The organism is Pseudomonas sp. NBRC 111139 (assembly GCF_001753955.1).
GTDB lineage: Bacteria > Pseudomonadota > Gammaproteobacteria > Pseudomonadales > Pseudomonadaceae > Aquipseudomonas > Aquipseudomonas alloputida.
On the sequence record NZ_BCBP01000044.1, the window covers coordinates 46,234 to 72,447 of the forward strand.

The window sequence follows — 26,214 nt, forward strand, 5'->3', positions numbered from 1 at the left end:
CCCAACAACCTCAAACGGCCCTTCGGGCACCAGCCCGTACACCGTCCACACCCAGGTCGTCATGCAAAGAAATCCGCGACGTTTCCGGCAACGCCAACCCGCCCACCAACGCCACCAGCGCAATCACCACCAGGTAGAACGCCGGTGCCAGGCTGCTGCCGGTCTGTCCGATGAGCCAGGTTGCCACCAGCGGCGCTGTGCCGCCAAATAGCGTGTAGGCCACGTTGTAGGTAATTGCCGAAGCGGTGTAGCGGGTACGGGTAGGGAAGCTTTCCGAGAGCAAGGCTGCGGTAACCACGCCGCTGCACAATGCCCCCACCGCGAGCAGGATCACCCCCAGCAGCGCACCCGACATCGAGCCAGAGCTGGCCAGCCAGTACGCCGGGAACACGCACAGCATCACCCACAGGCAGGTAAAGCCGATGGTCTTGCGTCGCCCCACCCGGTCCGAAAATGCCCCGGCCAGCGGGCAGCCGACCGCAGCGAACAGCAGGGCCACGGTGGTTACCAGCAGTGACTGCGCGCGGGTCAGGTTGCCGACCAGTTGCAGGTAGGTGGCGAAGTAGGTGGTGAACATGTAGAACGACAATGCGGTCAGCGAAATGAACGCCCCCAGGTTGCGAATGACCCGGCCATGGTGGCGCAGGGTTTCCTTCAGCGGTGAATGCTCGTGCTCCTTGCCCTGGGCGACGGCTTCGCGGAACGCCGGGGTTTCTTCCATGCGCCAGCGCAGGTACAGGCCGACCAGGCCCAGCGGTGCTGCAATCAGGAACGGAATGCGCCAACCCCAGGCATTCATCGCCTCGGTCGACAGGCTGGCTTCCAGGCCATACGCGATCACCGCCGCACAGGCAAAGGCGGAAAAGGTCGACACAGGCACGAAGCTGCCATAAAAGGCGCGCTTGTTGTCAGGCGCGTGCTCCATCAGGTAGGCGCAGGCCCCGGCATATTCGCCACCGGCAGAAAAACCCTGCAGGCAGCGGGCCAGGGTCAGCAGCGCCGGGGCTGCCAGGCCGATACTGGCGTAGGTCGGCAGCAGGCCGATCAACGTGGTGGAGCCGGCCATCAGCAAGATGGTCAGCGACAGGATGCGCTTGCGTCCCAGGCGGTCGCCCAAGGCGCCGAAGACGATGCCGCCCAAGGGACGCAGGGCGAAGGCCACGGCGAACACCGCGAAGGTTTTGAGCAAGGCTACGCTGGCGTCTTCGCTGGCGAAAAACTGGCTGGCGATCAGCGTGGCGAGAAAGCCGTACACGGCGAAGTCGAACCATTCGACGAAATTGCCGATGGCCGAAGCGGCAATCACCCTGCGCAGGGTGGCGGGGGATACCTCATGATGTGCGGACATGCGGGTGCTCTCCGGTTTCCTTTGGCAGCCATGTTGAAAGTGGCGCAGTCGGGCCGCGCCATCGTTATTGTGCTTGCCAGTAGATAGCCGAGCGCTGCAACGCGCTTTGTCGAGGGCGACCTCGGTATACCTGATTCGACCGGTCCAGCAGGTTACAGCTGGAGTACCCCCAACGGCCTGTCAGGCCGCACGCTCAAGCACATCCAGCAAATCGATGAATTCCAGAGCCAGTTTATGCCGCGGCGCCAAATGCACCAATGGCACCGAGGCATGGTGCGATTCGCGCATCTTGATCGAACTGCTCAGGTACACCGGCAATACCGGCATGCCTTCGTTGCGCAGTTGATCGACCAAGGCCTGGTGCAGCGCCGTGCGCCCGGCGAACTGATTGACCACCACACCTTCCACCACCAGCGCGGGGTTGTGGTCCTGGCGCAGTTCTTCGACCTCGGCCATGACACTGTGCAGGGCCTGGCGCGAGAAACTGTCGCAGTCGAACGGAATCAACAGACGCTCGGCCGCCACCAGCGCGCTGAAGGTGTAGAAGTTCAGCGCGGGTGGGGTGTCGATGTAGATTCGCTCATAGTCCTCGCTCAGCGTTATCAGCAACTTGCGCAGCTTGTTGATCTTGAACTTGCTCTCCAGCTTGCTTTGCAGGTCGCTGAGGTCAGGGCTGGCGGTGACCAGGTGCAGGTTGCGGTAGCGGGTTTCGGTGATGGCCACGCGGTGCTTCTTGCCGGCGGCGGTAACCGGCGACAAGGTCTGGCGGAAGAAGTCGGCGATGCCGGCAGGAATGGTGTCGTTGACCAGCCCGGTGAGGTAGAAGGTGGCATTGGCCTGCGGGTCGAGGTCGACCAGCAAGGTCCGGTAGCCCTCGGCGGCACTGGCTGCGGCGAGGTTGCAGGCAATGCTGGATTTGCCGACGCCACCTTTCTGATTGAAAACCACACGACGCATGAGACGCTCATCCATGAAGTGAAAATGTCAGGTCGGGGTCAATCCTATGACTGAAACACTGCAGTTTTATGACAGGAATTGTTACAAGCCACCGATTCATCGTTGCCTGTAACGGCATTTCACGGGCAAGCCCGCCCCCTGCAGACAACTCAAGACGTTCAGGCAAAAGCGACCCGGTTGCGCCCCTCCTGCTTGGCCCGGTAAAGCGCCCGGTCAGCCTCGCCCAATGCGTTCATGGGCTCGCCGTGAGTCTCGCCATCCCAGTGCGTCACCCCCAGCGAAATCGTCACGGCGCCCACCGGTTCCACCGGCATATCCTGTACGGTCACACGCAACCGTTCGGCCACCGCGGCCGCCACGTTCAGGGTGGCCCCAGGCAGCAATATCAGGAACTCCTCGCCACCGGTGCGACACAGCAGGTCGCCCTCGCGGCAACAACGGCGCATGAGCTCCGCCAGCTGGCGCAGCACCTGGTCGCCCACTTCGTGTCCATGGCTGTCATTTATCCGCTTGAAGTGGTCGATATCCAGCGCAATGGCTGCAAACTCCCGGTTTTCAGCCTCCAGTAACGACAGGCTGATTTCCAGGCTGCGGCGGTTGCCCAGGCCGGTCAGCGGATCGGTCTGGGCGTCCCGATTGAGCCGGCCGATACGCTCTTGCAGCAAGTTCAGGCTGAACAGCAACGCGCGCTTGAGCTCTGCCGCCTCGAAGTACCAGGCCCGCACCTGATGCAAGTGCTCGGCGGTAGCGGCGCGGTCCATCGTGCGGGCACCGGCGGCAAGCTTCCAGAGCGGTCGGGCGATGGTACGGGCCAGCCACCACAGCAGCAGGCTGCCAACCAGCGCCAAGGGCGCCGAACTGGCGATCACGTTCAGCACCAGATGGTGCAACGGCGCCACCGTCTGCACCAAGGGCTGCTGCGCTACCACGCCCCAGCCGGCGCTGGGGACGGTGGCGAAGCCGGCGAGCATTTCCACGCCCAGGCTATTGGTCAGTTGCCGGGTACCGCTGTCCAGTGTCGCCAACTGGTCGACCAGCGCATTGCCCTCCACCACCGTGCCTACCCGCTCGCTATGGGGGTGGTACAGCAGGCGTCGGTTGCGGTCGACCACATACAGGTACGAACCGTCCTTGTAGAAATGCTCGCCCAGCAGGCTGTTGAGGATGTTGCGTTCACGCAGGTACAGGCTGCCACCCACATACCCCAGGTAGTTGCCGTTGCTGTCGAAAATGGGTTGCGATAAGGCTACCACCAGGTTGTCGGCCGCCGACAGGTAGGGCGTGGAAACCAGTGGACGGCGTTCGCGCAGGGCTTCCAGAGCACCGGGCGACTGCACGTGGGTGCCGAGCAGGTGGCGTAGCGGGGCGGGGGATACTGCCAGCAGTACACCGTTGGCATCGATCACGAAGGTGGAGTTGAAGGCCATGCTCTGGCCCAGTACGCGGTCGGTTTCCAACTGCAGCGCTGTGGTGTCGCTCAACTGCCGGCTTTGCACGCCGGCGCTGAACATCAGTTGCTGCAAGGCGTTGCCAATGAAGGTTTCGGTGATGCTGGCCAGCTTGGTCGCATACACCCGGTTGGCTTCCAGGGCATTGTCGATCAATAGCTGGCGCTGCACCCGGTAGCTGGCGAAATAGCTGGCGCACAGCATGACCACTGCGGTAAGGGCGCAGAGCACCAGAATGAGTGTACGTAGATCCAGGCGCAATCCATGCTTGGTGTGTGTCAATCCTGACCTCGGGTGATCGTAAAGGGCGGCTGAACAGAAGTTACCTTGCCGGGCAGCGGTCAAGAGCCTGCTTTGTCCAGCGCATCAAGCTCATCTTCCACCTCTTGCATACGCTGCTCCACCAAGGCTTGCACGTTCACATCGCGGGCGGTTTCGCGCATCAGGGCGGTGAGTTTTTCGCTCAAGCGTTTGCCGGCTTCGGTGTCTTCCAGGGCGCGAGCTTTGGCGGGGTCCTGGGTGGCGGCGACGATGGTGGCGAATTCGGCGTCGCTGAAGTTTTTTTCGCTGTACAGGCGGAACAGGTCCCGGCGCTGGTCCTCGACGGTGAGGTGCTTGCGCAGTACGTCCTGAATGGTCGCTTGCGACAGCTGCGGGTGAGTGCGGCCCAGCAGCGCGGACATGCGCTCGATGTTGTGCGTGTAGGCGTCCTGCAGCGGCAGCTGGCTGAGGATCTGATCTTCACGGGAGGGTTTCTGGTCGCAGGCGGTGAATGCAGCAGCCAGCAACAGGGGTAACAGCAACTTCGGGAGGCGAGGCATGGTGTGGCCTGGTCGGGCAGTGAAGACTGCCGATTATACCGATGTCCGCCTTGCCACGACGAGCCCTGTGATTTGCCTTGTGCGGCACGCTGCGGTAGAACCGTGCGCTCCCAACCACACTGGCAATAGCCCGATGCCGAACTGGACCCTGCAACCTGTGGCGCGTGACGCCATTGCCGAAGTGCTGGCGTTTGTCGACAGCGCCCGGCGCGCGCTTTTCCCGATGCTCGCCAACGCACCCTTGCCGCGTGACCTGGCGCATTTCGCCGACACTTACCTGGACGGTGCGGGCTGCTTTCTGGAAGCCCGTGAGGGTGGGCGGCTGGTCGCGGTGATCGGTTACTTGCCCTATGACCATCGCTTTGCCCAGCTTGATTACCGCGCAGAGCGGGTAGTCGAGGTGGTGCGGCTGTTCGTGTTGCCGGCCTACCGCAGGCATGGCCTGGCGGCTGCCTTGTTTGGTGCCTTGCGCGAACGGGCGATGCAAGCGGGCTTGGACTGCCTTTACTTGCATACTCATCCGTTTCTGCCGGGTGCCATTGCGTTCTGGGAGCGGCAAGGCTTCACGGTGGTGGATGTGGAGCAGGACCCGGTGTGGCAGACCACGCACATGCAGTTGCGATTACGCTGACCTGTGGGAACGTGCCTATTGGCGATGAAGATCGCGCCCTGGGTCACTGGGTCGAACGCACGGCGGTTGATGAGGTTCCAGGTGCCATCCTCGGTAAAGCCATTGCTGTGCAACGGGGCGGAGCCGGCCAGGGTGTGAGCGGCCCGAATAGCCGCCTCACTGCCCGGCCCCGAGTTTTTGCAACTGTGCGGCAAAGCGGGCTTTGGCCCGCGCCGGCAAGCTGGCCGGCAATTCGGCGGTAGGCGCATCACCGACCTGGATCACCATGACCATGCCCATGGCCACGTGCGGAATGCACTGGATACCGTATACGCCCGGCACGCGGAAGGTGTGCTCGAACGGCTGGTTCAGCTTGCTCTTGAACGGCTCGGCACCGGTGGGTAGCAGGCCCGCCACGCTGGCGGCATTATGCCCGCTGTGGCTCGGCAGGAAGCGCACGCTGTCGCCGGGGGCAATGCGCAAGTGGTCAGGCTCGTAGACCATGGCGCCGTCGCTGCCACGGTTGAGCATTTTCACTTCATGCACTTCGGCCAGTGCGGTCGGGGCAAGCAGGGTGCTGGTGAGCAGCAGGGCGACAGGGCGCAACAGCATGGGCAAGGCTACCAGGTTCAGGGGGCGCGAAAGCGCAGGATGCGCGCGCCGTCGAAAGGGTCGGTGAGGTAGTGGGCGTGGACGCCGAAGGTGCTCAACAGGCGCTCGGGGGTAAGCACTTCGAAGGGGTTGCCGAGGGCGACCAGACGGCCCTTGTCGAGAACCGCGACACGGTCGCAGGTCAGCGCCTGGTTGAGGTCATGCAGCGCTACCAGGGTGGTGACCGGCAGCGCCTGCACTTGTTGCAGCAGGCTTAGCTGATGCTGAATGTCCAGGTGGTTGGTCGGTTCGTCCAGCAGCAGCACCTGCGGCCGTTGGGCCAGCGCACGGGCGATGTGCACACGCTGGCGCTCGCCACCGGACAGCGACCCCCACAGGCGCGTGCGCAGGTGCAGGGCGTCGAGGTCGGCCAGGGCTTGCTCGACGATGGCGCAGTCCTGCCGGGAGAACGGTGCCAGGGCCGAGAGCCACGGCGTGCGGCCCAAGGCAACCGCGTCGAACACGCTGATCGCATCGAGTGTGTCGGCCTGTTGCTCGACCAGTGCCAGCGCTTGGGCAACACGGCGGCGGGGCATCTGTGCCAGTGGCTCACCCAGGAGCTGCACGCTGCCGCAGGCGGGTTTGCGCAGCCCTGCCAGCAACTTCAACAGCGAGGACTTACCCGAGCCGTTGGGGCCGACGATGCCCAGGGTTTCACCGGCGACAACGCTGAGATCGATAGCGCTGAGCACGGTAGTGCCGGCCAGTTGCAACCCCAGCCCATGGCAGGCCAGCGGGGGGATGCGAACAGCGGTCATGGCTGTCATGGGCGCCCCCGTCGGCTGACCAGAATCAGCGCGAATACCGGGGCACCGATCAGCGCCGTAACCACGCCCACCGGGATCACCTGGCCGGTGATCAGCGTGCGCGAAAGAATGTCCGCCACAATCAGAAACAGCGCACCACCCAGTGCGCTGGCGGGCAACAGACGGCTGTGCCCGGGGCCGAGCAGAAGGCGCAGGGCATGGGGTATAACCAGCCCGACAAAACCGATGGCGCCGACAATGGACACCATCACAGCCGTCACCAGCGCTGCACAACTGATCAGCAGCAACTGGGTGCGCCGCACCGGGATGCCCAGCGAGGCGGCCGAATCGGCACCGAAGGTAAAGGCATCCAGCGCACGGCGATGCCACAGGCACACCAGCAAGCCGAAAATCGCCACCGGTACGGCCAGCCACACCGAAGGCCAGCGCACGCCGCTCAGGTTGCCCAGCAGCCAGAACAGGATGCCGCGCGCCTGCTCGGCGGTGGCTGACTTGGTGATCAGGAAGGCGGTCAGTGCATTGAACAGCTGCGAGCCGGCGATACCGGCAAGGATGACCTGTGCATTGTTGCTGCTGGGGCCGGCCGCGCGGGCCAGCACCAGCACCAGGGCGAATGCGGCCCCGGCGCCGATGAAGGCCCCAGCAGACATGCTTAATGCCAGGCTACCCAGCCCCAGCAGGCCGACCAGTACCGCGCCGGTCGAGGCGCCGGCAGACAGCCCCAGCAGGTAGGGCTCGGCCAGTGGGTTGCGCAACATCGCCTGCAGGATGACACCGCAGGTGGCCAGCCCGGCGCCGCAAGCGGCGGCGACCAGGGTGCGGGTCAGGCGGTAGTTCCAGATGATGCCGGCGTCGATCGGGTCCACCGGGTAATCGGCTTGCCACAGGTGGTTGGCCAGCACCTGGCCAACCACGCTGGGCGACAGGTTGGTTTCGCCAATGGCGGTACCGGCCAGCAGGGCGGCCAACAGAGCGGCCAGGGCAACCGCGATGCAGGGTAACAGGCGGTTCATCACGGGGCTGCTTTACCGCTGGCGAAGGCCGTGGACAGCGTCTGCACGCCGCGGAACAGGCGAATGCCGGCCTGCATGGCGTCAGCGTCGAGGATAATGATGCGGTCGTGCTTCACCGCGTCCATGTTGCGGGTTACCGGGTCACTGCGCAGGAATTCGAGTTTTTTCTGGTAGTCGTCGGCGGGGAAACGGCGGCGGTCCATACGCGCGATGATCAGCCAGGTCGGATTGGCCTTGGCCAGGGTTTCCCAGCCTACGCTTGGCCATTCTTCGCTGGACTCGACCACGTTGCGCACACCGAGGGTGCGCAGCATGAAATCGGCGACACCTTGGCGGCCGGCCACATAGGGGTCGATGTCAAGGTCGGCGCTGGAGAACCAGAACAGCGCCGAAGTTGCCGACAGGTCCTTGCCGGCCAGTTGTGCCCTGGCGCTGTCGAGGCGCCCTTGCAACTCGGCGTTCAGGGCCGCGCCGCGCTCCTGAACGTCGAAGATCTCGGCCAGTTGGCTGACGCTCTTGTAGATGCTGTTTACTTGGAACGCTTGCAGGCGGGTGCCGTCTGCACCGACCAGGTTGTCCTTGCCCTCGCAGTCCGATGGCAGCACGTAGGTGGGGATCTTCAGCTCATCGAACTGCTCGCGGGTGGCGACCACGCCCTGGGTACCGACCATCCATTCGAACTGCGCCGCGACCAGTTGCGGGCGCTTGCCGACCACCGCCTCGAAGCTGGGGTCGTTGTCGGCCAGGCGCGGCACCTTGGCGTTCACCGCCTGGTATTCCGGCAATACATTGTTGAACCACAGCGAGGTGCCCGCCAGCTTGTCACCCAGCCCCAGGGCATAGAGCAGCTCGGTACCGGCCTGGCCGATGGTGACGGCGCGCTGCGGCGCCTGGGCAAAAACCTGCGGCTTGCCGCAGTTGTCGACCGTCAGCGGATAGTGGGTGGCAGCGGCCTGGGCCAGGCCAGTGAAGCCTAGGCCAGCGAGCAGGGTGGCGAAACGGGGCAGCATGCTGGGCGATCTCCTATCGGACAGTTCTGGTGAGGAACGCACGGACAGGCATCGCCGAGGCCCAGCGGGTGGCCGGGGCAACACGGATGGCCAATCCCGGACACCCCGCCGGTTGGTGAATGTAGGCCGGCAGGTCTCCTGACTGGTGCGTCACGGCCCGGCTCCGGCCTTCCCGGGCGGCAGGCCCAGTGGCATTGATGGAGCAGGCTCGGCACCTACAGTTGCGGGGGCAGTTCCGTTTGGCCCGTATTGGCAGGCCTGGGATTCCCTGTTAGTTCCGTGGTGGAAACCGGCGGCCCGCATGGTAGACCATCGCGTCGCCAGGTGAAAACGCTTTTCAGAAGTACTTCAGCCAACGGATGTCACGGCGGCGCTGCTTCAGTCGGGCGAACCCGCGCACCGGCAGGTACAGCGAAACCGCCAGCAGTACTGCGCCCAGCCATATCGCTGCAACACCGTTGAAACCGAAGTAGTCGCCATGGTTGAGCCCGAATAGCGCCACGCAGGCCAGGTACAGCAGCTTCAGCACATACAGGTGCAGCAGGTAGAAGAACATCGGTGCCGCACCGAACACCGCCAGGGCAGTGATCCAGCGCGCCAGGCCGGCCCGTTCGAACGCGCGTAACAACAACAGGCCGCAGCCCAGGGTCAGGGTCAGGAACAGCAGCGACGGTGGGTATTTGGTGATGTTGAAGAAGCTCATCAGGGTTTGCGTGAAGGTTGGGTAACCGCTCCACGGCGCCTCACCGTAACCGTTGAACATGCGCAGCAGGACAAAGCCAAGCAGCGCGAGCAAACCAGCCGCCAGCAGGTGTTGCTGGCGTTGCCCGGCATCGCTGCCGCGGGCGAACCAGGGCCCCAGGCCGTAACCCAAGGCGATGACGCCGATCCACGGCAGCACCGGGTAAGACGTGCGCAGGTGCAGGTTTTCGGAAAACGCCAGCCAGCCGCGATCATGCAGGATTGCCCACGGCACATGCAGGGCTGAATCCACGCCAAAGTGCAGGCCGTCGAGCAGGTTGTGGCCGGCGACGATGCTGGCGCCCAGGGCGAGCAGTGCGGCGCGTGGCAGCCACACCAGCAGCGACAGGGCGATCATGCTGACGCCGATGGCCCAGATCACTTGCAGGTAGATCACGCTCGGGGGCAACTGGAAGGTCCAGGCGAAGTTGACCAGGGTGAACTCCAGCACCACCAGGAACAGCCCGCGTTTGAACAGGAACGCCGAGACGTCGCCACGGCCCTGATGCTTCTCGCCATACAGCCAGGCCGACAGGCCGGTCAGCAGGACGAACACAGGCGCACACAGGTGGGCGAGGGTGCGGCTGAAGAAAAGCGCCGGTTCCGTGGTGTCGATGGCCATGGGGTCGCTGACCTGGCGGTGCAGGAGGAAAGTCTCGCGGACATGGTCCAGGAGCATGAACAGGATCACCAGGCCGCGCAGGGCATCGATGCTCTGCAGGCGCTGGGTGATCAGCGTGGGCGTGGCGCTGGCACTTGTCATGGGTTGTCTAATAGGAATGAATTTCATGTGAAACGTTATCGTATAACAATACGCTAAAAGGGAATAGAGGTTTTTGTGTGGCCTGTGCCGGGCTCTTCGCGGCACAAACCACCCAGATCAGAAGCTGTAATCCACCGTCGCGAAGTACGACCGCGGTATCCCCATCAACCACTGCTGCCCGCTGAACGCCGACTGCACATACTCGCGATCGAACAGGTTGTTCAACTGCAACCCCACCTTCACATCCGGCATCACCTGCCAGGCGATGTTGGCATCGACCACGGTGTACCCGGGGGCGCTCTGGGTATTGGCGGTATCGGCATAACGCTCATCCACATAGCGCGCCCCAATGCCAGCCTCCACCTGCTGGCCGAAGCCTTTGCTCAACCAAAGGTTGGCGGTACGCCGTGGCACGTTGGCCGGCCGGTTGCCTGCCCGATTCTGCGGCAGGCCGCCGACCATTTCGTCGAAGTCGTCGTACTTGGCGCGTACCAGCGATGCGTTGGCCGACACCTGCCACTGATGGGCCAGGGCCAGCTCCAGCGTCGCTTCCAGGCCATCGGAGGTCTGCTGCCCGGCTTGTTGCTTCTCGTGCGTGATGGGGTCGTCCACCAGCAGCTTTTTCTTGACGATGTGGTAGGCGGCAAGCGTCCATTCGCCGCGCCCCTCCCAAAAGCGCTGCTTGAGGCCGACCTCGGTCTGCTTCGCCTCGGTCAGGTCATAGTTCATCTGCGCGGGGCTGAGGCTGATGAGGTTGTTGACCCCATCCTCGCTGGTTGAGTACTGGCCGTACAACGACAGGTCGTCGCTGATTGCGTACACCAGCCCGACGCGCCAGTTGCCCCCTTGCAGGCTGCGATCGCTACGGCTGTCGTTGATCAAGTTGTTGCGGTCGATGTGGTTCTGGTCGCGACGCACGCCGGTAACCAAAGACAGGCGATCGCTCAATTGCAGGCGGTTCTCGGCAAACAGGGCAAAGGTATGGGTGGTCGAGAGCGTTTGCGGCCGCAACGGCGAGGCGCTATGGAACCCGCCGGGCTGCGGCTGCCATGGGTCGAGGTAGTCGCCGCCGACATCGTTGTAGGGTGAATTGCTGTCGACGTTGAAGCGCACCTTGTTGTATTCGGCACCGAGCACGGTCTTGCTGTCCAGGCCGAACAGGGTGTGGTCGAAGGTGAAGGTTTGACGGTCGCCGAACTGTTCCTGGTTGTGCTTGATTTCCAGGTAGCTGCCGCGCAGCAACTGCTGACGCCCGGCGTTCCAGCTGTAGTCCTCGGCGTTGCGCCAGTGGCGGCGGCTTTTGATGTAGTACAGCTGGTTGCTGGCGCCGAGCTGGTCGTTCAGCGCCCAGTCGGTCGTGAGCCGGGTCCATTCATCAACGTACTGCTGCACATCGTTCTGCACGTTGTAGTTCTTTTTGCGCAGGCTGCTGCGGTAGTGGCCGTCGATCAGCGGGGTACCGTAGTAGTTGGCAGGTTGTGCATCGCCGCGGTCATGGGCCAGCGTGAAGCTGAGGTCATCACTGGCGTCAAAACGCAGCGCGGCGCTCAGGGCCAGGCTACGTGAAGCGGTGCGGTCGACCCAGCCATTGCCGGCCTGTTGGTTCAGCGTCAGGCGGTAGCTCAGGCGCTCGCTGAGGCTGCCGCCGCTGTCCAGGCCGAGCTGCTGGCGGTCCCACGAGCCGTAACCCAGTCGCAGGTGGTTGCGCACCTCGCCGGCAAAAGGTTTTTTCGGGATCACGTTGATCACTGCGCCGGTGGCGCCTTCGCCATGCAGTACCGAGGCCGGGCCGCGAATCACCTCGATGCGTTCGACCATCCACGGGTCGACCGGGAAGGTCTGTGTGCCGGCACCGGTGTACAGGCGCGCGCCGTCGAACAGGGTCATCACTGAGCTGTGGCCGGCAAAGCCGCGGGCAGACAGGCCTGTACCGCCGTCTCCCGGGGAGCCGACGAAAGTAATGCCCGGCGAGCGGGTCACTGCATCCTGCACCGTGATGTTGTTGCGCTGCTGAATCTGCCGTTCGCTGATACTGCTGGTGCTGGCCGGTGTTTCCAGGGCGCTGAGGCCAAGGCGCGAGCCGGCCTGGGTCGGCGTGGCCAGGTCGATGGTGCGGTTGTCCTGGGTGTCGGTGATGGCCGTGGAAGGCAGGGCCAGAGGCTGCGGGTCGCGGTCATCAGCCAGCGTCGGCAGGGCAACGGCCAGGCAGGCCGCCAGGGGGTGAAGTTTGAACATACGGGACATGTCGTTCCACTGCTGCAGGAATGAATGGATCCCGGTGGAAAACACGCAAAGGCGAACCATGCAGGCAGGCGCGCGCACGGATTCCGGCCTGCGCCCGCCCACCGCGGGTTGCCAAGTGAAGCTCCAGGCCGGTCTCCGGGCTTGCGAGGGGCATGAAACCTTCACCTTCCCATGCTTGAGCACAGTGGTATTTCGAAGGGTTCGCTCGCTTACCGTTGCGGGGGCAGCACCGGACTTGTCGTGGGCAACACGACGCACCGGTTTCCCGTTTCACCCTGCGCGCGGCGGCGCAGGGCACCTGAAACTGGCGCGCATCTGACCACTGAAATGCTGGGGCGTCAAATGTTGGCGTGCTGTGAATGCTGAGAAAAAACAACAGGTTGTGCGTTTTTGCGGCGCCGAGACCAAATGTGGCATGAACATCAGGCCCCAGCTTGACGAGCTTGGTGTGAAGGCAGGCTTGCCTGAAATCGCTAGCGCCCGCGGCGGCGCGATACCCGTGCCTCGATGTTCTTGCGCCCGATCAGCAGCGGCGGCTTCTCCACCACCGGCTCATCCGCCAGCCACTTGTACATCACCAGGCAGTCCACCAGCCCCAGGCGGGCATGACGGTAGGCCTTGGGCAAACGGCCGACTGTTTCAAAGCCCAGCTTGTGCCATAGCGCCACGGCCACTGCGTTAGTGGCTACCACCGAGTTGAACTGCAATGCCAGAAAGCCTTCCTGGCGCGCCAGCTTTTGCGAGTGCTCGCACATCAAGCGCGCCACGCCCCGGCCGCGCGCCTGTTCGCAGACCATGTAGCCGCAATTGCCTACATGCGCACCAGGCCCGGCAGCATTGGGCTTGAGGTAATACGACCCCAGTAGCTCGCCATCTTCTTCGGCCAACAGCGTGTGCAAGGGCAGCTCCAGCCACAGCTGGCGCGCCTGTTCGAAGCTCAGCGCCGGGTCGAAAGCGTAGGTTTCACGGGCTTGGACAATGGCCTGGAAGGTGGGCCAGAAACGATCAAAATCTTCCGGCGTCATGGGGCGAATGTGGATCATGCGGGTTCCTGCGCGGGGTGAGCCGCCCAGTCTGGGTGGCTCGGCGCCGTCGCGCAAGGGCGGCGACGCCGTTTGTGCTCAACCGTTGGCCTTGCCCACCGCGTCCATTGCGCGGGCCGAGTACACCAGCGCGGCACCGGCGTTCATGGCCACGGCCACGCCGAGGGCCTCGGCAATTTCCTCGCGGCTGGCACCCGCTTTGACGGCCTGCTGCGAATGCACGGCGATACAGCCGTCGCAGCGGGTGGTCACAGCCACGGCCAAGGAGATCAGCTCGCGGGTCTTGGCATCCAGGTGGTTGGTTTTGGCGCCTGCACCGCTGGCGGTCATGTAGCCGGCTACGGTGTCGGGGGAGAGTTGCTTGAGATCGCCGATGCCGGCCATCAACTGCTTACGGTAGGCGTCCCAGTCCATCATGCTCATCGTCTTCACCTTGGGAGGTTGCGAGTGGAGCTTTCAGGCTAGTCGAAGCGTGGCACGTGCGAGGCGGTACTTTGGTGGGTAAACGCAGGTCACTCGTACAGTGGCCTGCGTTGAGCCTTCAGATGTAGATGAACACCAGCACCAACGCCGCGACCACTGCCCATTTTTCCAGGTAGTAGCGCAGGCGATTGCGCTTCTTCAGCGCCTTGCCACGTTCGCGGATCTTGTAGATGCGGGTGAACAGGCGGTTGATGCCACCGGTCTTGTCGCTGGCATCGTTGGGCGCAGCGGCAGCGGCCATCACGTTACGGCTGAACCAGCGGTTGAACGCGGTTGCCCAGCGGTACTTGAGCGGGCGTTCGACGTCGCAGAACAGGATGATGCGGTTGTGCTCGGTGGTGTTGGCTGCATAGTGGATGTAGGTTTCGTCAAAGATCACCCCCTCACCATCGCGCCATGCGTATTTCTCGCCGTCCACGTCGATGTAGCAGCCGTCGTCATTCGGGGTATCCAGGCCCAGATGGTAGCGGTACGAGCCGGCATACGGGTCACGGTGGCGCACCAGCTTGGCTCCCGGAGGCAGGGTAGCGAACATGGCGGCCTTGACCGTGCCGATGCCTTGCAGCAGCTCGGTCGTGCGTGGGCAAAGGGCCATTGCCGACGGGTGGCTTTCGCCATACCACTTCAGGTAAAAACGTTTCCAGCCGGTCTTGAAGAACGAGTTGAAACCGACGTCATCGTAATTGTCGGATTTCTTGATTTCGCCTACGTGCAGCAACTGGCGGCCTTCCTCACGGATCTCCTGCCAGTGGTCCTGCAGCGGTTTCAGTTCTGGAAAGGCCTCGACCGGCAGGTAGGGCTTGGCCGGGTGTTTGGAGAACAGGTACAGGAAGCTGTTGATCGGGGCCAGGAAGCTGGAGTGGTCGCCCAGCTGGCGAGTCAGCTTGTGGCGAACCCGACCGCGCAGGTGAACATAGGCGATCGAGAAGACGAAGATAAGTACGAGTGCAATTTTCATGGACGTTTACTTGTCGAAAAATGGCCATGCGCCGAGGCATGAGCCCGCCAGCATAAACAATCATGGGGGCAGTTTGTACTTATTGTTACCAAACTGCGGGGCGACATTGGTGTAATACCCTACAGTCTTGCGCAAACGTTTCATGTCAGGGAGTTTGTATGGTTCAGGATATACGCCCCAGCGGTAGCCCGTTCAAGCGGCTGTTCTTCGCCTTGCCGGTCAGCGACGCGCAGCGCCGTGACCTGGCCCAGTGGCGACGCGGGCTGAACCTGCGCAGCGGCAAACCGGTGCCGGCGGCCAACTTCCATGTCACGCTGCTGTTCCTCGGCGATGTAGATACCGCCCAGGTGCCTGCGATCTGTGCGGCAGTCGATCAACTGGCATTGCCGGCCATGGCACCGCGGCTTCTGCTTGACCGCTTGCAGGTGTGGCAGCGGGCCGGCGCGCTGGTGCTGGAGCCACAGCAGACACCGCCAGCCCTGTTGCAACTGGTGTACGGCTTGCAGCAGGCACTGCTGCCGTTGGGGGTGGAGGCGGCCAACCGTGAGTATCGGCCACACTTGACCCTGTCCAGGGATTACCGCGGGCAGCCGCCCGAGGCCAGTAGCGCGCCGGAGTTTTACCTCACCGCGCGACACTTCACGCTTTACGAGTCGCGCAAGGGGGCTTACTGGCCATTGGCGCAGTGGCCGCTGGCGGGCTGACCCGCCGGGCGAAAAACGCCTTGTCCCGGATGCGTACCTGCAGGGGCTGTTCAGATCGGGTGATTACACCGGCATGCTTTGGTAAGGCAATTCATCCCCTGGGCTGCGCTCGAACTGGCGCTTGTACTCGCGGCTGAACTGCGAGGTACTCTGATAGCCCACCCGGTGCGCAGCCTGTGCCACGCCCAGGCCTTCGCCGATCAGCATCTGCTGCGCCTTGAGTAGCCGCAAGCGCTTGAGGTACTGCATCGGTGCCATGTCGGTGCAGCGCTTGAAGTGTTCATGGAAGGTCGAAACGCTCATGTTGGCCCGCGCGGCCAGTGCCTCCACGCTCAGCGGCTCGGCGTAGTGCTCGCGCAGGTGGGCGAGGGCGGCACCGATGCGGGCGAAGTGCCCCTGTTGCTCCACCAGTGCCCGCAACACACCGGCCTGCGGGCCGCGCAGCGCGGTATACAGCACCTCGCGTACGCGCGCCGGGCCCAGTACCTTGGCGTCAAGCGGGTCCTGCAGGCAGTGCAGCAGCCGTTCCACACTTTCGCGCATTGGCGCATCCAGTGCTGCGGAGGTCATCGATTGCGGTGTTTGCGCCTGCACTTCAGCGTCCGGTGCCAAGCCCATGCTCTGCACCAACTCGCCCAGCACGCCACGGTCGATGCCCACCGCCACGCCCAGCAATGGCGCGTCAGGGGTGGCGAAGGTTTCGCACATGAACGGCACCGACAACGCCTGCACCAGGTAATGCCCGGCGCCGTACTCCAGGGTGCGCGGCCCCAGGCGTGCCAGCTTGCTGCCCTGGGCCAGGATCATGAGGCTGGGTTCGTAGATCTGTGGGCTGCTGGCCACATAGTGGTCCCAGCTCAGCACCTGCACCTGGGGCAGGAGGGTGGGCACGAAGCCCGGGCGCGTGGTGAGGCTGCGGATCAGTGAGCAGAGCGGCGCATTGGCATCGACGTGACGGGTCAGTTGCATGGTGGACCAAGGGCAGAGAATCAGACAGCTTGATCATCGCAGATTGAGGGCGTGGCGCCAGCTATAGCTTGGCATCTTCGTAGAATCAGGCATGCATGCCGGAGAATCAGCCGTGGGCGAGGCGGCGAACGACGCGCAAAATGCGTCGCCTGAATCGTTTCACTTCACTGCGAGGCCCTGCATGTATACCGCCATCGGTTATGCCGCTCAAACCCCCACCAGCCCCCTGGCCCCCATGACGTTCCAACGCCGCAGCCCGCGCCCGGATGACGTCGCCATCGACATCCTGTACTGCGGCGTGTGCCACTCCGACATCCACCAGGCGCGCAACGAATGGGGCATTGCCGTGTACCCGCTGATGCCGGGCCACGAGATCATCGGCCGGGTCACGGCGGTGGGCGACAAAGTCACCACGCACAAGGTCGGTGACCTGGTGGGCGTCGGCTGCATGGTCGACTCGTGCCGTACCTGTGAAGCCTGCGCCAAGGACCTGGAACAGTATTGCCTCGAAGGCCCGACCATGACCTACGCCACCCCGGACCGGGTCGATGGCAGCAACACCATGGGGGGGTATTCCAGCAGCATCGTGGTCAGCGAGCACTTCGTGGTGCGCATACCGGCCGGCATGGACCTGCCCAGCGCTGCACCTATCCTGTGTGCCGGCATCACTACCTATTCGCCGCTCAAGCACCACGGCGTTGGCCCGGGCCACAAGATCGGCATCCTCGGCATGGGCGGCCTGGGCCACATGGGCATCAAACTGGCCAAGGCCCTGGGTGCGGAAGTGACCCTGTTCACGCGCTCTCAGGCCAAGGCCGAGGAAGCGCGCCGCCAAGGGGCCGACCATGTGATCGTCTCCACCGATGCCGAGCAGATGCGCGCCGCTGCTGGCCGTTTCGATTTCCTGCTCGACACCATTCCGGTGCAGCACGACCTCAACCCGTACCTGGAAACGCTGAAGTTCGACGGTGTGCACATCCTGGTTGGCCTGATCGAACCGATCGACCCGGCATTGCATGCGGCCAACCTGGTGATGAAGCGCCGGGTGCTGGCGGGGTCGTTGATCGGGGGGATTGCCGAGACTCAGGAAGTACTGAACTTCTGCGCCGAGCACGGCATCCGTTGCGATATCGAGATGCTGGATATCCGCAACATCAACCAGGCCTATGAGCGGATGATTGCCGGGGATGTGAAGTACCGGTTCGTGATCGACATGGCCACGTTACAGGGCTGATGGATCGGCTGCCTGTACGGGCCTCTTCGCGGGCAAGCCCGCTCCTACACAGGGGTGATGTAGGGCTTGCGCGCGGTGGGGCCCGTACAGGCAGCACCGATGCAGCCGTTTTACCAGGCCATCGGCTTGTCCCAGCCCTTCCAGAACAACCATCGCCGCACCTCGCCGTGCGCCCCGGTACCGATCTGCCACTCGGGCCGCCCGCTATCCAGCGCAATCACCGAAATAACCCCCGCATGGCTCGCCGCTACCAGCGTCTGTCCGTCGGCGCTGATATCCATCGCACTGATGGTCGATCCCAGGTAATGCTGCCAATGCTCCGTACCCTCTTCGCCAAACGCCCGCAGGTAGCCATAGGCATCACCCACAATGTACTCGCCATCGCGCGCAACCCCCGCATACACCCTTGCGCCATCCTGCACCAGCGGGGTACGCGGGTCCTGGCTGTAGTAATCGGTATTCAGCCCGTGCAGGTCTGCCACCCTCACGGCCAGCGTGGCACCGCTGTAGAAATGGCAGGCATTGACGATCAACTGGTCACCCGCGCGGTTGAACAAGGCAAAGTGCGGGTATTCGCTGCCCGGGCCGATGTGCGCCAGCGGCTTGAGTCGTTCGTCCAGAACAAGGTGTCGGCTGCCTTGCTCACCCACGACGATCAGCCGGCCATCCGCCGACACCGCACCATGCTCCATGCTCAACCCCAGGCTGATGTCGTCCGGGTCGGTGCCCTCGGCCAACTCATCGAGCACGCGTGTCTGCTGTGGCAGCAGGCGAGTCGCACCTTGAGTGGCCAGCACGAAGATACCTTCGGCACTCACCAGCAGCACTCGCTGGCCATCGGGGAAGGGGATCAGCGCGGTCGGTGTGGGCGGCAGGTCGAACGGCTCGAACGGGTAGCCTGGCGGCAACCCCTCCAGCCCGGTAGGCCAGGCCAGGCGCTGCACTTGCGGGCCGCCCCAGCCATCGGTCACACGCACGCCCTCGGCATTGGCCAGGGCGAAATAGCGCCGCGCCGGGCAACGGCCAAAGTGTTCGATGCCGATGACCGGGGTTACCCCATGGTGATCGATACGCACCACCTGGCCCTTGTCGTAAGGCATGCCGATGCGGGCCAGCAGGCTGCCATCTTCCAGCAGCAGGACATGGCTGATGCCTTGGCCGTGGTCTTCGAGCATAGGTATCAAGGGGTGGTGTGCGGGTGGCCAGGCCTCGCGAAATGCCTGACGCTGCGGTTCGTCCATGCCAGGGCGGTTGGCTGCCTGCAGGGCTGCCAGCCAGGCGTCGAGCAGGTGTTCGGTGGCGGGTGCCTGCGGCTCTTCGAGGTTGTCCCAGCCGTGCGCACGGCCCTGCGCGACGTAGTCGTTGACGGCCTGGGCATAGGCGATGACTGCCTGCTGCCACTGCTGCTGGGGGTGCTGCTTGTCCATGAGCGGATCGGGCTCCTTGTTGCACGCGCGTTTCACACAAAGCGCGCATGGTACTCCTTCTGCCTGCCCTGCGGTTGTGAGGCCCCAGCTTGACGCGTACCATGCCGGGCATTCCTATCCATAACAAAACGTACGTTGGCACCCCTGCAAGCGGGTGGCTGGCGTGCGACCTGTTGCTTTGTCTGCGGAGAAGCGGTTTCCACCCATGAACGGACCCATACCCACACACCTGCCACCCACAACGGGCAGCGGCAGCTGGCTGAGCGTCATCGCCCTGGCCTTGGCGGCCTTCATTTTCAACACCACCGAGTTCGTCCCGGTGGCGCTGCTCAGTGACATTGGCCGCAGCTTCGACATGAGCACTGCCCAGGTCGGCCTGATGCTGACCATCTATGCCTGGATCGTGGCGCTGGCCTCGTTGCCCATGATGTTGCTGACCCGCAACATCGAACGGCGGCGTCTGCTGCTGTTCGTGTTTCTGGTGTTCATTGTCAGCCACTTGCTGTCGTGGCTTTCGCAGAGCTTCGCCATGCTGCTGGTCAGCCGTATCGGCATTGCCCTGGCGCATGCGGTGTTCTGGTCCATCACCGCCTCGCTGGCGGTGCGTGTGGCGCCGCCGGGCCAGCAGGCCAAGGCGCTGGGCCTGCTGGCCACCGGCACTACCCTGGCCATGGTCCTGGGCATCCCGCTGGGCCGTGTGGTGGGCGAGGCACTGGGCTGGCGCATCACGTTCCTGAGCATTGGCGGGGTAGCGCTAGCCACCATGCTGTGCCTGATGAAATCGCTGCCGCTGCTGCCCAGCCAGAACTCCGGTTCGTTGCGCAGCCTGCCGGTCCTGTTCAAGCGCCCGGCACTGGTCATTACCTACTTGTTGGTGACGCTGGTCATTACCGCGCAGTTCACGGCCTACAGCTATATCGAGCCGTTCGCCCTGCACGTAGCGCAGATCGGCGGCGACCGCACCACACTGTTGCTGCTGTTGTTCGGCGGTGCCGGGGTTTTTGGTTCGTTGTTGTTCAGCCGTTACAGCGACCGCTTCCCGCATGGCTTCCTGGTGGGTTCGATCGGGGTACTCGCCGCGTGCCTGTTGCTGATATTGCCGCTGTCGGGCAACTTCTATGTGTTCGCAGTGCTGAGCATGTTCTGGGGCGTGGCCATTCTCAGCTTCAGCCTGGCGCTGCAGTCCAAGACCCTGAAGCTGGCGTCCGACGCCACCGATGTGGCCATGGCGCTGTTCTCGGGTATCTACAACATCGGTATTGGCGGGGGTGCGCTGCTGGGCAGTATCGTCAGCAGCCAGATGAATGTGGCGGATATCGGCCTGGTGGGCGGCAGCGTGGCAGTGGTCGGGCTGGTACTGGCCGTTGCCAGTACCCGGCGCTTTCGCGAGGCGTTGGCACGCTGAGCCGGGGCCGCTCAGGCCCCTTGCCGGTCAAGTAGAGACTCAGGCCAATACGGCAGCCCATGCCGATATCAACAAAACCCCCGCCAGTACCTGGTTGAACACCCGCAACCGCCCCGGTGCCTGCAGCCACCGGGCGCTCCCCACCCCCAACACCGCCCACGCGGCCATGCTCGGCAGAGCGATCAGCAAGAACACCAGCGCCAGCTGCCACACTGGCAACGACGGCGCGGCAAATACCCCGACCACCGCCACGGCCATCAACCACACCTTGGGGTTCACCACCTGCAACGAAGCCGCGCTGAGCGCACTGAAGCCTGGCGCCGTGGTCGTGTGGAGCGGGGCGGCGGCACTGCGCAGCATCTTCCAGGCCAGGCTACTCAGCCACAGCACCCCGGCCCAGCTCATCAGCTGTTGCGCCAGGGGGTGGCGCAGCAGCAGTTCGCCCAGCCCCAGCCCGACGAGCAGCACAATGGCTGCAGCCGCGCCACACGCCGCCACGATCGGCGCCAGGCTTGCGCGCAGGCCCCGGCGGGCGCCATGGGCCAGGATCAACAGGTTGGTCGGCCCCGGGCTGATACTGGACACCAGGGCAAACAGAATGAAGGGCAACAACGACTCAGACATGGTTCATGGGCTCCGTAACATCGAAGCACCATGCTCGCTGCCCGCCGGCACTCAGTCTGGAAGGTTTGAGCAGCGCCTGCGGTAGTCGGCCGGGGTCAACTGGTAGGCGCGGCGGAACCAGCGCCCCAGGTGGCTCTGGTCGGCAAAGCCCAACGCCACGGCCACTTCGGCCGGTGTCTGGCCTTGGGCAAGCAGGCGCCGCGCGCGGGCCAGGCGCAGCTGGATCAGGTAGGCATGGGGTGCAATGCCGAACGCCGCCTTGAACGCACGCGTCAGGCGAAAGCGGTCAATGCCGCAGGCCTGGGCCAGGTCCTCCAGGCCGATGTCGCGCTCCAGATTGGCATGCAGGAAGTCCCGGGCGCGCTGTGCGGTCAGCGGCAGGCGCGGGTCGGGGTTGATGCGGCGGCGCCAGTGCAGGTGGCGGGTCAGGCAGGCCAGCAGATCGTCCATGGCCGTTTGCCTGACGATGCGCAAGTCCTGGTCATGTACGGCCCTGAAGGCCAGGGCGGTGGCCCGTGCCAGGCGTTCGTCGTGGCACAGGGTGTCGGCGAAGCTGGGCAGGCTGTCGCCCGGCGCGTGCTCGTACAGCGCGCGCAGCTGTTGGTCGAGCCAGGCGGGCTCCAGGTACAGCGTCGAATAGGTGAAGCCTTCTTCGGTGGGCGCCAGGCCATCGTGGATGTCGCCAGGCTCAAGTAAAAATACCTGCCCCGGCGTGCTGCGGTGGCGCACCCGGCGGCAGTTGAACTGCTGCACGCCCTGTTCGGTCACGCCGACCAGGAAGCTGTCGTGCCAGTGGGGATCATAGGCATGGCCGACAAAATGCGCGCGGACCGACTCGATGCCGGTGTCGGCGTCTTGTTTGAAGTCGATCCAGTTGCTCATGGACGTGTACCGTGGGGTAAATGGCTACCTTAGCGCAACGCCCCCGGCTCAGTCTGGAACGATTGTGCAGCCGTTGGTCAGTGCCCGGGCGCGCAGGGCCTCGAAGCGTTCGCGTAGCCACAGGTGCAATTGCTTCACGGCCGGTGTGAGTTGTTTGCGATGAGGGCAGACCAAGGTCAGCGGGGTAGGCTCGCCGAGCAATTCGGGCAGGACCATTTCCAGTTCACCGGCCGCGATGTTGGCGCTGACATCCAGCCACGACTTGTAGACGATACCTTCCCCCTGGATGGCCAGGCGGCGGATGACGTCGGCATCGTCACTGACCAGCGGCCCACGCACCTGCACGGTGCGATTACCCAGCTGCCACTTGTCGTACACCCGGCTGTGCTGCATGTACAGCAGGCAGGCATGCTGCTGCAGTGCGTCGGGGGTAAGCGGGCGGCCGTGACGGGCCAGGTAGTCGGGCGAGGCCACCAGCACGCGGCGGTTCCATTCGGCCAGTGGCAGGGCGATGTAGTTGGCATCCTGGTTGAGGCCATAGCGGATGGCCACATCCACAGGGTCGCGGTTGAGGTCGGCCATCTGGTCGGACAGGAAGAAGCGCAGTTGCAATGCCGGGTGGTCGTGGCGGAAGGCGCTGAGCCAGGGCAACAACATGTTGCGGCCCATGTCGGAAGGCGCCGACACCTGCAGGGTGCCGCGCAGGCTATTGGGGTTGCCATGCAGATCTTCATGGCCCTGGCGCAGGCTTTCCAGCACATTCAGCGCGGTTGGCAGGTAGCGCTCGCCCTCGGCGGTCAGGCGCAGGCTGCGGGTGGTGCGGGCGAACAGGCGTACATCCAGGTCGCGTTCCAGACGTTTGATCGCGGCAGCCACCTGGCCCGGCAGCAGGCCGGCTTCATGGGCGGCGGCAGTGAAGCTACCCAGCACGCTGCTGCGGGCAAACAGTTCGAGGTCGGTGATGCGCAGCATTTTCATTCCAGGGATGAAAGTGTTGTTACATTGTGCCGCTTTTTCTTTTTTGCTGGAAAGATAAGATGCCCGGCAAATCCACTGTTCATCCCGGAGTTGTCGCATGGATACCGTATCGCTGGCCAAGCGCCGTTACACCACCAAAGCTTACGATGCCTCACGCCGCATTCCCCAGGCCACCGTCGACGCCCTGCTCGAACAACTGCGTCACAGCCCGTCGTCGGTCAATTCCCAGCCCTGGCATTTCATCGTCGCCGACACGGCCGAAGGCAAGGCCCGCCTGGCCAAGAGCACTGCTGAGGGTTATGCCTACAACACGCAGAAGCTTCTCGATGCCTCGCATGTGATCGTGTTCTGCACCCGTACCGAAATGACTGAAGAACACCTGAACGCCGTGCTCGATCAAGAGGCTGCCGATGGCCGTTTCCGTGATGAGCAAGCGCGCGCCGGGCAAAACCAGAGCCGCCGGCACTACGTCAACCTGCACCGCTTCGACCAGAAGGATGTGCAGCACTGGATGGAAAAGCAGACCTACCTGGCGTTGGGAACTGCCTTGCTGGGTGCAGCGGCGCATGGGCTGGATGCCACGCCGATCGAGGGCTTCGACAGCAAGGTCCTCGATGCCGAACTGGGTTTGCGTGAGCGTGGCTTTACCAGTGTGGTGATCCTGAGCCTGGGTTACCGCAGTGAGGCGGACTTCAATGCCGGGCTGAGCAAGTCGCGGTTGCCGGCATCGCAAGTGTTCACCTTCCTGTGAGGTTTCCGGGGCCGCTGTGCGGCCCTGGCAACGCTGGCAGTTAATCTGGCAAAGCCCTGACGTCGACCGCCCGATCAGGCAAACTGGCAATGACCCGGCATATACCGCATACTTATCGGCAAATGCCGAAAAGGAGCCTGCCATGCTTGCCGAAGTGCTTCGCGACAACGGTTACCACGAGTACCGGGCGCGCTTGCAGGCGCTGCTGGACATTCCCGAGCTTGCCAGTGACTTCGAGATTCACACCCGCATCACCGATGGTTTTGCCGCCACCTGGTTGGTAAAGCTGACCGAACGCGGTGTGCTCACGCCGGTGGAGCGCGACCAGATCATCCCGCTGCGCACCCTCAAATCCCGTATCGAGCGCGACCAACCGCTGACCGTGGATGAGAGCGATCGGCTGTTCCGCTCGGCCCACATCACCGCCATGGCCGAGGCTGTGTTCGGTGAAGCGGGCAAGGCCAAACGCTGGCTTTCCAAGCCCAAGGAGCGTTTCTCGGGGCTGACGCCGATGCAGATGCTCACCACCCAGCAAGGCACCACGCAGGTCGAAGAAATGCTGCTGCAGATTGCCGAGGGCTATGGCCTGTGATTTTGTGGCGAATCAGCGCCTATACAGACTTGAGTGGTACGGGGGGCTTGCGTGTAAGTGGCCGCTGGCACCAGGCGGGGCGGCCGGTGGTGTATGCCGCCACCAGCCCTCCCGGGGCGATGCTGGAAGTGTTGGTGCACCTGGAGATCGACCCCGAGGATTTCCCGACCACCATGCGCTTGCTTCGCATCGAACTGCCCGACACGGTTTCCCAGGCACAGTTGCCCGCTTTGCAGCCCGGCTGGTCTGCTCACCCTGAGTTGACCCGTACGCTGGGCAATCGCTTTCTGGATGACGGTTCGGCATTGCTGCTGCCGGTGCCAAGCGCGATCATGCCCAGCACCACCAATTACCTGTTCAACCCACGGCACCCGCAGGCGCAGAGCGCGAAAATCCAGGTTGAGGATTTCACCCCGGACAGCCGCCTGTTCTAGCCTCTGTACGAAAAGTCTTGAGACGCAGGTCAGGCAAGGCGAAAACAGCCGAGGTGGTCACCACAGTGCTGCCGATGCTGACGCCAGCACCCGGCCAAACACTTCGAGCGCCTTGTCCACGTCAGCCTCGGTGCTGAAACGGCCGATGCTCAAACGCACACTGTTGCGAGCCTGACGCTCATCCAGCCCCAGTGCCAGCAGCACATGCGAGGCAGCGTTGCTCGCCGAGTTGCAGGCCGAGGTGGTCGACAAGGCCAGCTCGCCGGCCAGCGCCGCACTGTTGAAGCCTTTGCTGTCGATGCACAGGTTCAAGGTATGGGGAATGCGTTGCTTGGCGCAGCCGTTCAGGGTAACGCCGGGCATGGCCAGCAGGCCTGTGCGCAGGCGTCTTGCCAGTTGCTCAAGGCGCTGGTGCTCGCTGTCGCCAGGTTGGCCGGCCAAGGCAAAGGCGCTGCCCATGCCCGCTATCTGATGGGTCGCCAGGGTGCCGGAACGCAGGCCCTGCTCATGGCCGCCGCCGTGCATCTGCGCACGCATCAGCACGCGGGCGCGCGGCCCGACATACAGCGCGCCGATGCCTTTTGGCCCGTAGACCTTGTGCGCCGAAAAAGACATCAGGTCCACGGCCATCGTATGCAGGTCGATCGCCAGCTTGCCCACGGCCTGCGCGGCATCCACGTGCAGAAGGGCACCGTGGGCACGCACCTGCTCGCCGATCGCGGCAAAATCGGTGACCGTGCCCAGTTCGTTGTTGACCGCCATCAGCGACACCAGGCGGGTGTCAGCGCGCAATGCTGCCTGCACGCTCGCGGGCTGGATCAGGCCGTCGGCATCCGCTGCCAGGCGTGTAACGGCCCAGCCCTGGCGCTCCAGTTCGGCCACGGTGTCGAGCACGGCCTTGTGTTCCAGCTGGCTGGTGATCAGGTGCCCGGGCTGGCCGATGCCTTGGGCAATACCCTTGAGTGCCAGGTTGTTGGACTCGGTCGCACCCGACGTCCATACCAGATGCTCGGCGTGCGCGCCGACGCACTCGGCGACTTGCTGGCGCGCTTGGTCCACGGCGTGACGTGCAGCCTGGCCGAAGGCGTGGCCGCTGGACGCCGGGTTGCCGAAGTTGGCCTGGTTGCCCAGGCAGGCGAGCATGGTTTCGATAACCCGGTCGTCGACTGGGGTAGTGGCGGCGTAATCGAAGTAGAGTGGGGCGCTAGGCATTGAGGGCGGGTCCGTGTCAGTGGCCGTGAAATCGGCGATCATTGACGTAAGCGTACCTGCCAGCAGCGGTATTTTTTTCGTTTCCCTCAGGTCGATTCGCGATTATTTTAGAAAAAAATTCTCTATCGAAGATCTTTCATGGGAT

General features: G+C 63.8%; 26 protein-coding genes and 2 riboswitches. Of the genes, 7 read left to right on the top strand and 19 right to left on the bottom strand.

Translation table 11 applies throughout. The annotated features are described in order from the left end of the window. Positions 1-10: 10 nt before the first annotated feature. From BJQ17_RS17800 to BJQ17_RS17815, 4 genes are all read right to left on the bottom strand, one after another. Positions 11-1,348, bottom strand: coding sequence for an MFS transporter (locus tag BJQ17_RS17800; RefSeq protein WP_003250478.1), 1,338 nt, complete (start codon positions 1,346-1,348; stop codon positions 11-13). A 180-nt stretch (positions 1,349-1,528) separates the two neighbouring features. Next, positions 1,529-2,305 (bottom strand): ParA family protein, encoded by a 777-nt coding sequence (locus tag BJQ17_RS17805; protein ID WP_003250480.1) that lies wholly within the window; start codon positions 2,303-2,305, stop codon positions 1,529-1,531. A gap of 158 nt (positions 2,306-2,463) precedes the next feature. Continuing rightward, the gene (locus BJQ17_RS17810) at positions 2,464-4,035 is read right to left on the bottom strand and encodes a sensor domain-containing diguanylate cyclase (RefSeq protein ID WP_014861791.1); all 1,572 of its coding nucleotides are present in this window, start codon (positions 4,033-4,035) and stop codon (positions 2,464-2,466) included. Between the two features lie 59 nt (positions 4,036-4,094). Continuing rightward, the gene (locus BJQ17_RS17815; protein WP_003250484.1) at positions 4,095-4,574 is read right to left on the bottom strand and encodes a hypothetical protein; all 480 of its coding nucleotides are present in this window, start codon (positions 4,572-4,574) and stop codon (positions 4,095-4,097) included. Positions 4,575-4,707: 133 nt separating this feature from the next. Here BJQ17_RS17815 and BJQ17_RS17820 point away from each other — a divergent pair, with 133 nt between their 5' ends. Next, positions 4,708-5,205 (top strand): GNAT family N-acetyltransferase, encoded by a 498-nt coding sequence (locus BJQ17_RS17820; protein ID WP_003250486.1) that lies wholly within the window; start codon positions 4,708-4,710, stop codon positions 5,203-5,205. Between the two features lie 156 nt (positions 5,206-5,361). Here the strand turns inward: BJQ17_RS17820 and BJQ17_RS17825 are convergent, their stop codons facing one another. The 9 genes from BJQ17_RS17825 to lpxO form a co-directional block, all read right to left on the bottom strand. Next, positions 5,362-5,796, bottom strand: coding sequence for a pseudoazurin (locus BJQ17_RS17825; RefSeq protein ID WP_054888681.1), 435 nt, complete (start codon positions 5,794-5,796; stop codon positions 5,362-5,364). Positions 5,797-5,813: 17 nt separating this feature from the next. Beyond that, positions 5,814-6,602, bottom strand: a complete 789-nt coding sequence (locus BJQ17_RS17830) for an ABC transporter ATP-binding protein (protein ID WP_054888682.1) — start codon at positions 6,600-6,602, stop codon at positions 5,814-5,816. Beyond that, complete coding sequence (locus BJQ17_RS17835) at positions 6,599-7,615, bottom strand: iron ABC transporter permease (RefSeq protein ID WP_003250493.1); 1,017 nt, start codon at positions 7,613-7,615, stop codon at positions 6,599-6,601. The genes BJQ17_RS17830 and BJQ17_RS17835 overlap by 4 nt, the downstream gene beginning before the upstream one ends. Continuing rightward, complete coding sequence (locus BJQ17_RS17840; RefSeq protein WP_060544831.1) at positions 7,615-8,625, bottom strand: ABC transporter substrate-binding protein; 1,011 nt, start codon at positions 8,623-8,625, stop codon at positions 7,615-7,617. The genes BJQ17_RS17835 and BJQ17_RS17840 overlap by 1 nt, the downstream gene beginning before the upstream one ends. Positions 8,626-8,735: 110 nt before the next feature. After that, positions 8,736-8,934: riboswitch (cobalamin riboswitch) on the bottom strand. 28 nt (positions 8,935-8,962) lie between these two features. Next, positions 8,963-10,129: a DUF1624 domain-containing protein gene (locus tag BJQ17_RS17845; RefSeq protein ID WP_060537704.1), complete on the bottom strand. Its 1,167-nt coding sequence runs from the start codon at positions 10,127-10,129 to the stop codon at positions 8,963-8,965. Between the two features lie 117 nt (positions 10,130-10,246). Beyond that, positions 10,247-12,373, bottom strand: coding sequence for a TonB-dependent siderophore receptor (locus BJQ17_RS17850; RefSeq protein WP_070096395.1), 2,127 nt, complete (start codon positions 12,371-12,373; stop codon positions 10,247-10,249). Between the two features lie 108 nt (positions 12,374-12,481). Further along, positions 12,482-12,690, bottom strand: a riboswitch (cobalamin riboswitch). A gap of 156 nt (positions 12,691-12,846) precedes the next feature. Beyond that, positions 12,847-13,416 (bottom strand): GNAT family N-acetyltransferase, encoded by a 570-nt coding sequence (locus BJQ17_RS17855; protein ID WP_003250500.1) that lies wholly within the window; start codon positions 13,414-13,416, stop codon positions 12,847-12,849. A gap of 78 nt (positions 13,417-13,494) precedes the next feature. Continuing rightward, positions 13,495-13,839 (bottom strand): carboxymuconolactone decarboxylase family protein, encoded by a 345-nt coding sequence (locus tag BJQ17_RS17860; protein ID WP_014591592.1) that lies wholly within the window; start codon positions 13,837-13,839, stop codon positions 13,495-13,497. 118 nt (positions 13,840-13,957) lie between these two features. Beyond that, the gene (lpxO, locus tag BJQ17_RS17865) at positions 13,958-14,857 is read right to left on the bottom strand and encodes a lipid A hydroxylase LpxO (protein ID WP_003250504.1); all 900 of its coding nucleotides are present in this window, start codon (positions 14,855-14,857) and stop codon (positions 13,958-13,960) included. Positions 14,858-15,015: 158 nt separating this feature from the next. Here lpxO and thpR point away from each other — a divergent pair, with 158 nt between their 5' ends. After that, positions 15,016-15,561, top strand: a complete 546-nt coding sequence (gene thpR, locus BJQ17_RS17870; RefSeq protein WP_003250508.1) for an RNA 2',3'-cyclic phosphodiesterase — start codon at positions 15,016-15,018, stop codon at positions 15,559-15,561. A 63-nt stretch (positions 15,562-15,624) separates the two neighbouring features. On the opposite strand, the gene BJQ17_RS17875 is transcribed toward thpR, so the two are convergent. Continuing rightward, positions 15,625-16,530, bottom strand: coding sequence for an AraC family transcriptional regulator (locus tag BJQ17_RS17875; RefSeq protein WP_003250509.1), 906 nt, complete (start codon positions 16,528-16,530; stop codon positions 15,625-15,627). Between the two features lie 181 nt (positions 16,531-16,711). Here BJQ17_RS17875 and calA point away from each other — a divergent pair, with 181 nt between their 5' ends. Then, positions 16,712-17,764 (top strand): vanillin reductase, encoded by a 1,053-nt coding sequence (gene calA / locus BJQ17_RS17880; protein WP_003250510.1) that lies wholly within the window; start codon positions 16,712-16,714, stop codon positions 17,762-17,764. A 110-nt stretch (positions 17,765-17,874) separates the two neighbouring features. On the opposite strand, the gene BJQ17_RS17885 is transcribed toward calA, so the two are convergent. Continuing rightward, entirely contained in the window at positions 17,875-19,191 is a 1,317-nt protein-coding gene (locus tag BJQ17_RS17885) for a hypothetical protein (protein WP_003250512.1), read from the bottom strand. A 205-nt stretch (positions 19,192-19,396) separates the two neighbouring features. Between BJQ17_RS17885 and BJQ17_RS17890 the strand changes: the two genes are divergently transcribed. Next, on the top strand, positions 19,397-20,596 hold the full coding sequence (locus BJQ17_RS17890) for a sugar transporter (protein WP_070096392.1): 1,200 nt from the start codon (positions 19,397-19,399) through the stop codon (positions 20,594-20,596). Positions 20,597-20,635: 39 nt separating this feature from the next. Here the strand turns inward: BJQ17_RS17890 and BJQ17_RS17895 are convergent, their stop codons facing one another. The 3 genes from BJQ17_RS17895 to BJQ17_RS17905 are packed head-to-tail and all read right to left on the bottom strand — an operon-like array spanning position 20,636 to position 23,074. After that, on the bottom strand, positions 20,636-21,220 hold the full coding sequence (locus BJQ17_RS17895; protein WP_004573728.1) for a LysE family translocator: 585 nt from the start codon (positions 21,218-21,220) through the stop codon (positions 20,636-20,638). 51 nt (positions 21,221-21,271) lie between these two features. Beyond that, positions 21,272-22,102, bottom strand: a complete 831-nt coding sequence (locus BJQ17_RS17900) for an AraC family transcriptional regulator (protein WP_003250518.1) — start codon at positions 22,100-22,102, stop codon at positions 21,272-21,274. Positions 22,103-22,150: 48 nt separating this feature from the next. Then, complete coding sequence (locus BJQ17_RS17905) at positions 22,151-23,074, bottom strand: LysR family transcriptional regulator (RefSeq protein ID WP_004573727.1); 924 nt, start codon at positions 23,072-23,074, stop codon at positions 22,151-22,153. Between the two features lie 103 nt (positions 23,075-23,177). On the opposite strand from BJQ17_RS17905, the gene BJQ17_RS17910 reads away from it, so the two are divergent. From BJQ17_RS17910 to BJQ17_RS17920, 3 genes are all read left to right on the top strand, one after another. Further along, positions 23,178-23,831: an oxygen-insensitive NAD(P)H-dependent nitroreductase NfsB gene (locus BJQ17_RS17910; protein WP_004573726.1), complete on the top strand. Its 654-nt coding sequence runs from the start codon at positions 23,178-23,180 to the stop codon at positions 23,829-23,831. A 142-nt stretch (positions 23,832-23,973) separates the two neighbouring features. Further along, the gene (locus BJQ17_RS17915) at positions 23,974-24,423 is read left to right on the top strand and encodes an antitoxin Xre/MbcA/ParS toxin-binding domain-containing protein (protein WP_003250525.1); all 450 of its coding nucleotides are present in this window, start codon (positions 23,974-23,976) and stop codon (positions 24,421-24,423) included. Further along, positions 24,420-24,857 (top strand): RES family NAD+ phosphorylase, encoded by a 438-nt coding sequence (locus tag BJQ17_RS17920; RefSeq protein ID WP_004573725.1) that lies wholly within the window; start codon positions 24,420-24,422, stop codon positions 24,855-24,857. The genes BJQ17_RS17915 and BJQ17_RS17920 overlap by 4 nt, the downstream gene beginning before the upstream one ends. A 57-nt stretch (positions 24,858-24,914) precedes the next feature. Here the strand turns inward: BJQ17_RS17920 and BJQ17_RS17925 are convergent, their stop codons facing one another. Then, complete coding sequence (locus tag BJQ17_RS17925; protein ID WP_004573724.1) at positions 24,915-26,069, bottom strand: cysteine desulfurase family protein; 1,155 nt, start codon at positions 26,067-26,069, stop codon at positions 24,915-24,917. Positions 26,070-26,214 lie beyond the last annotated feature (145 nt).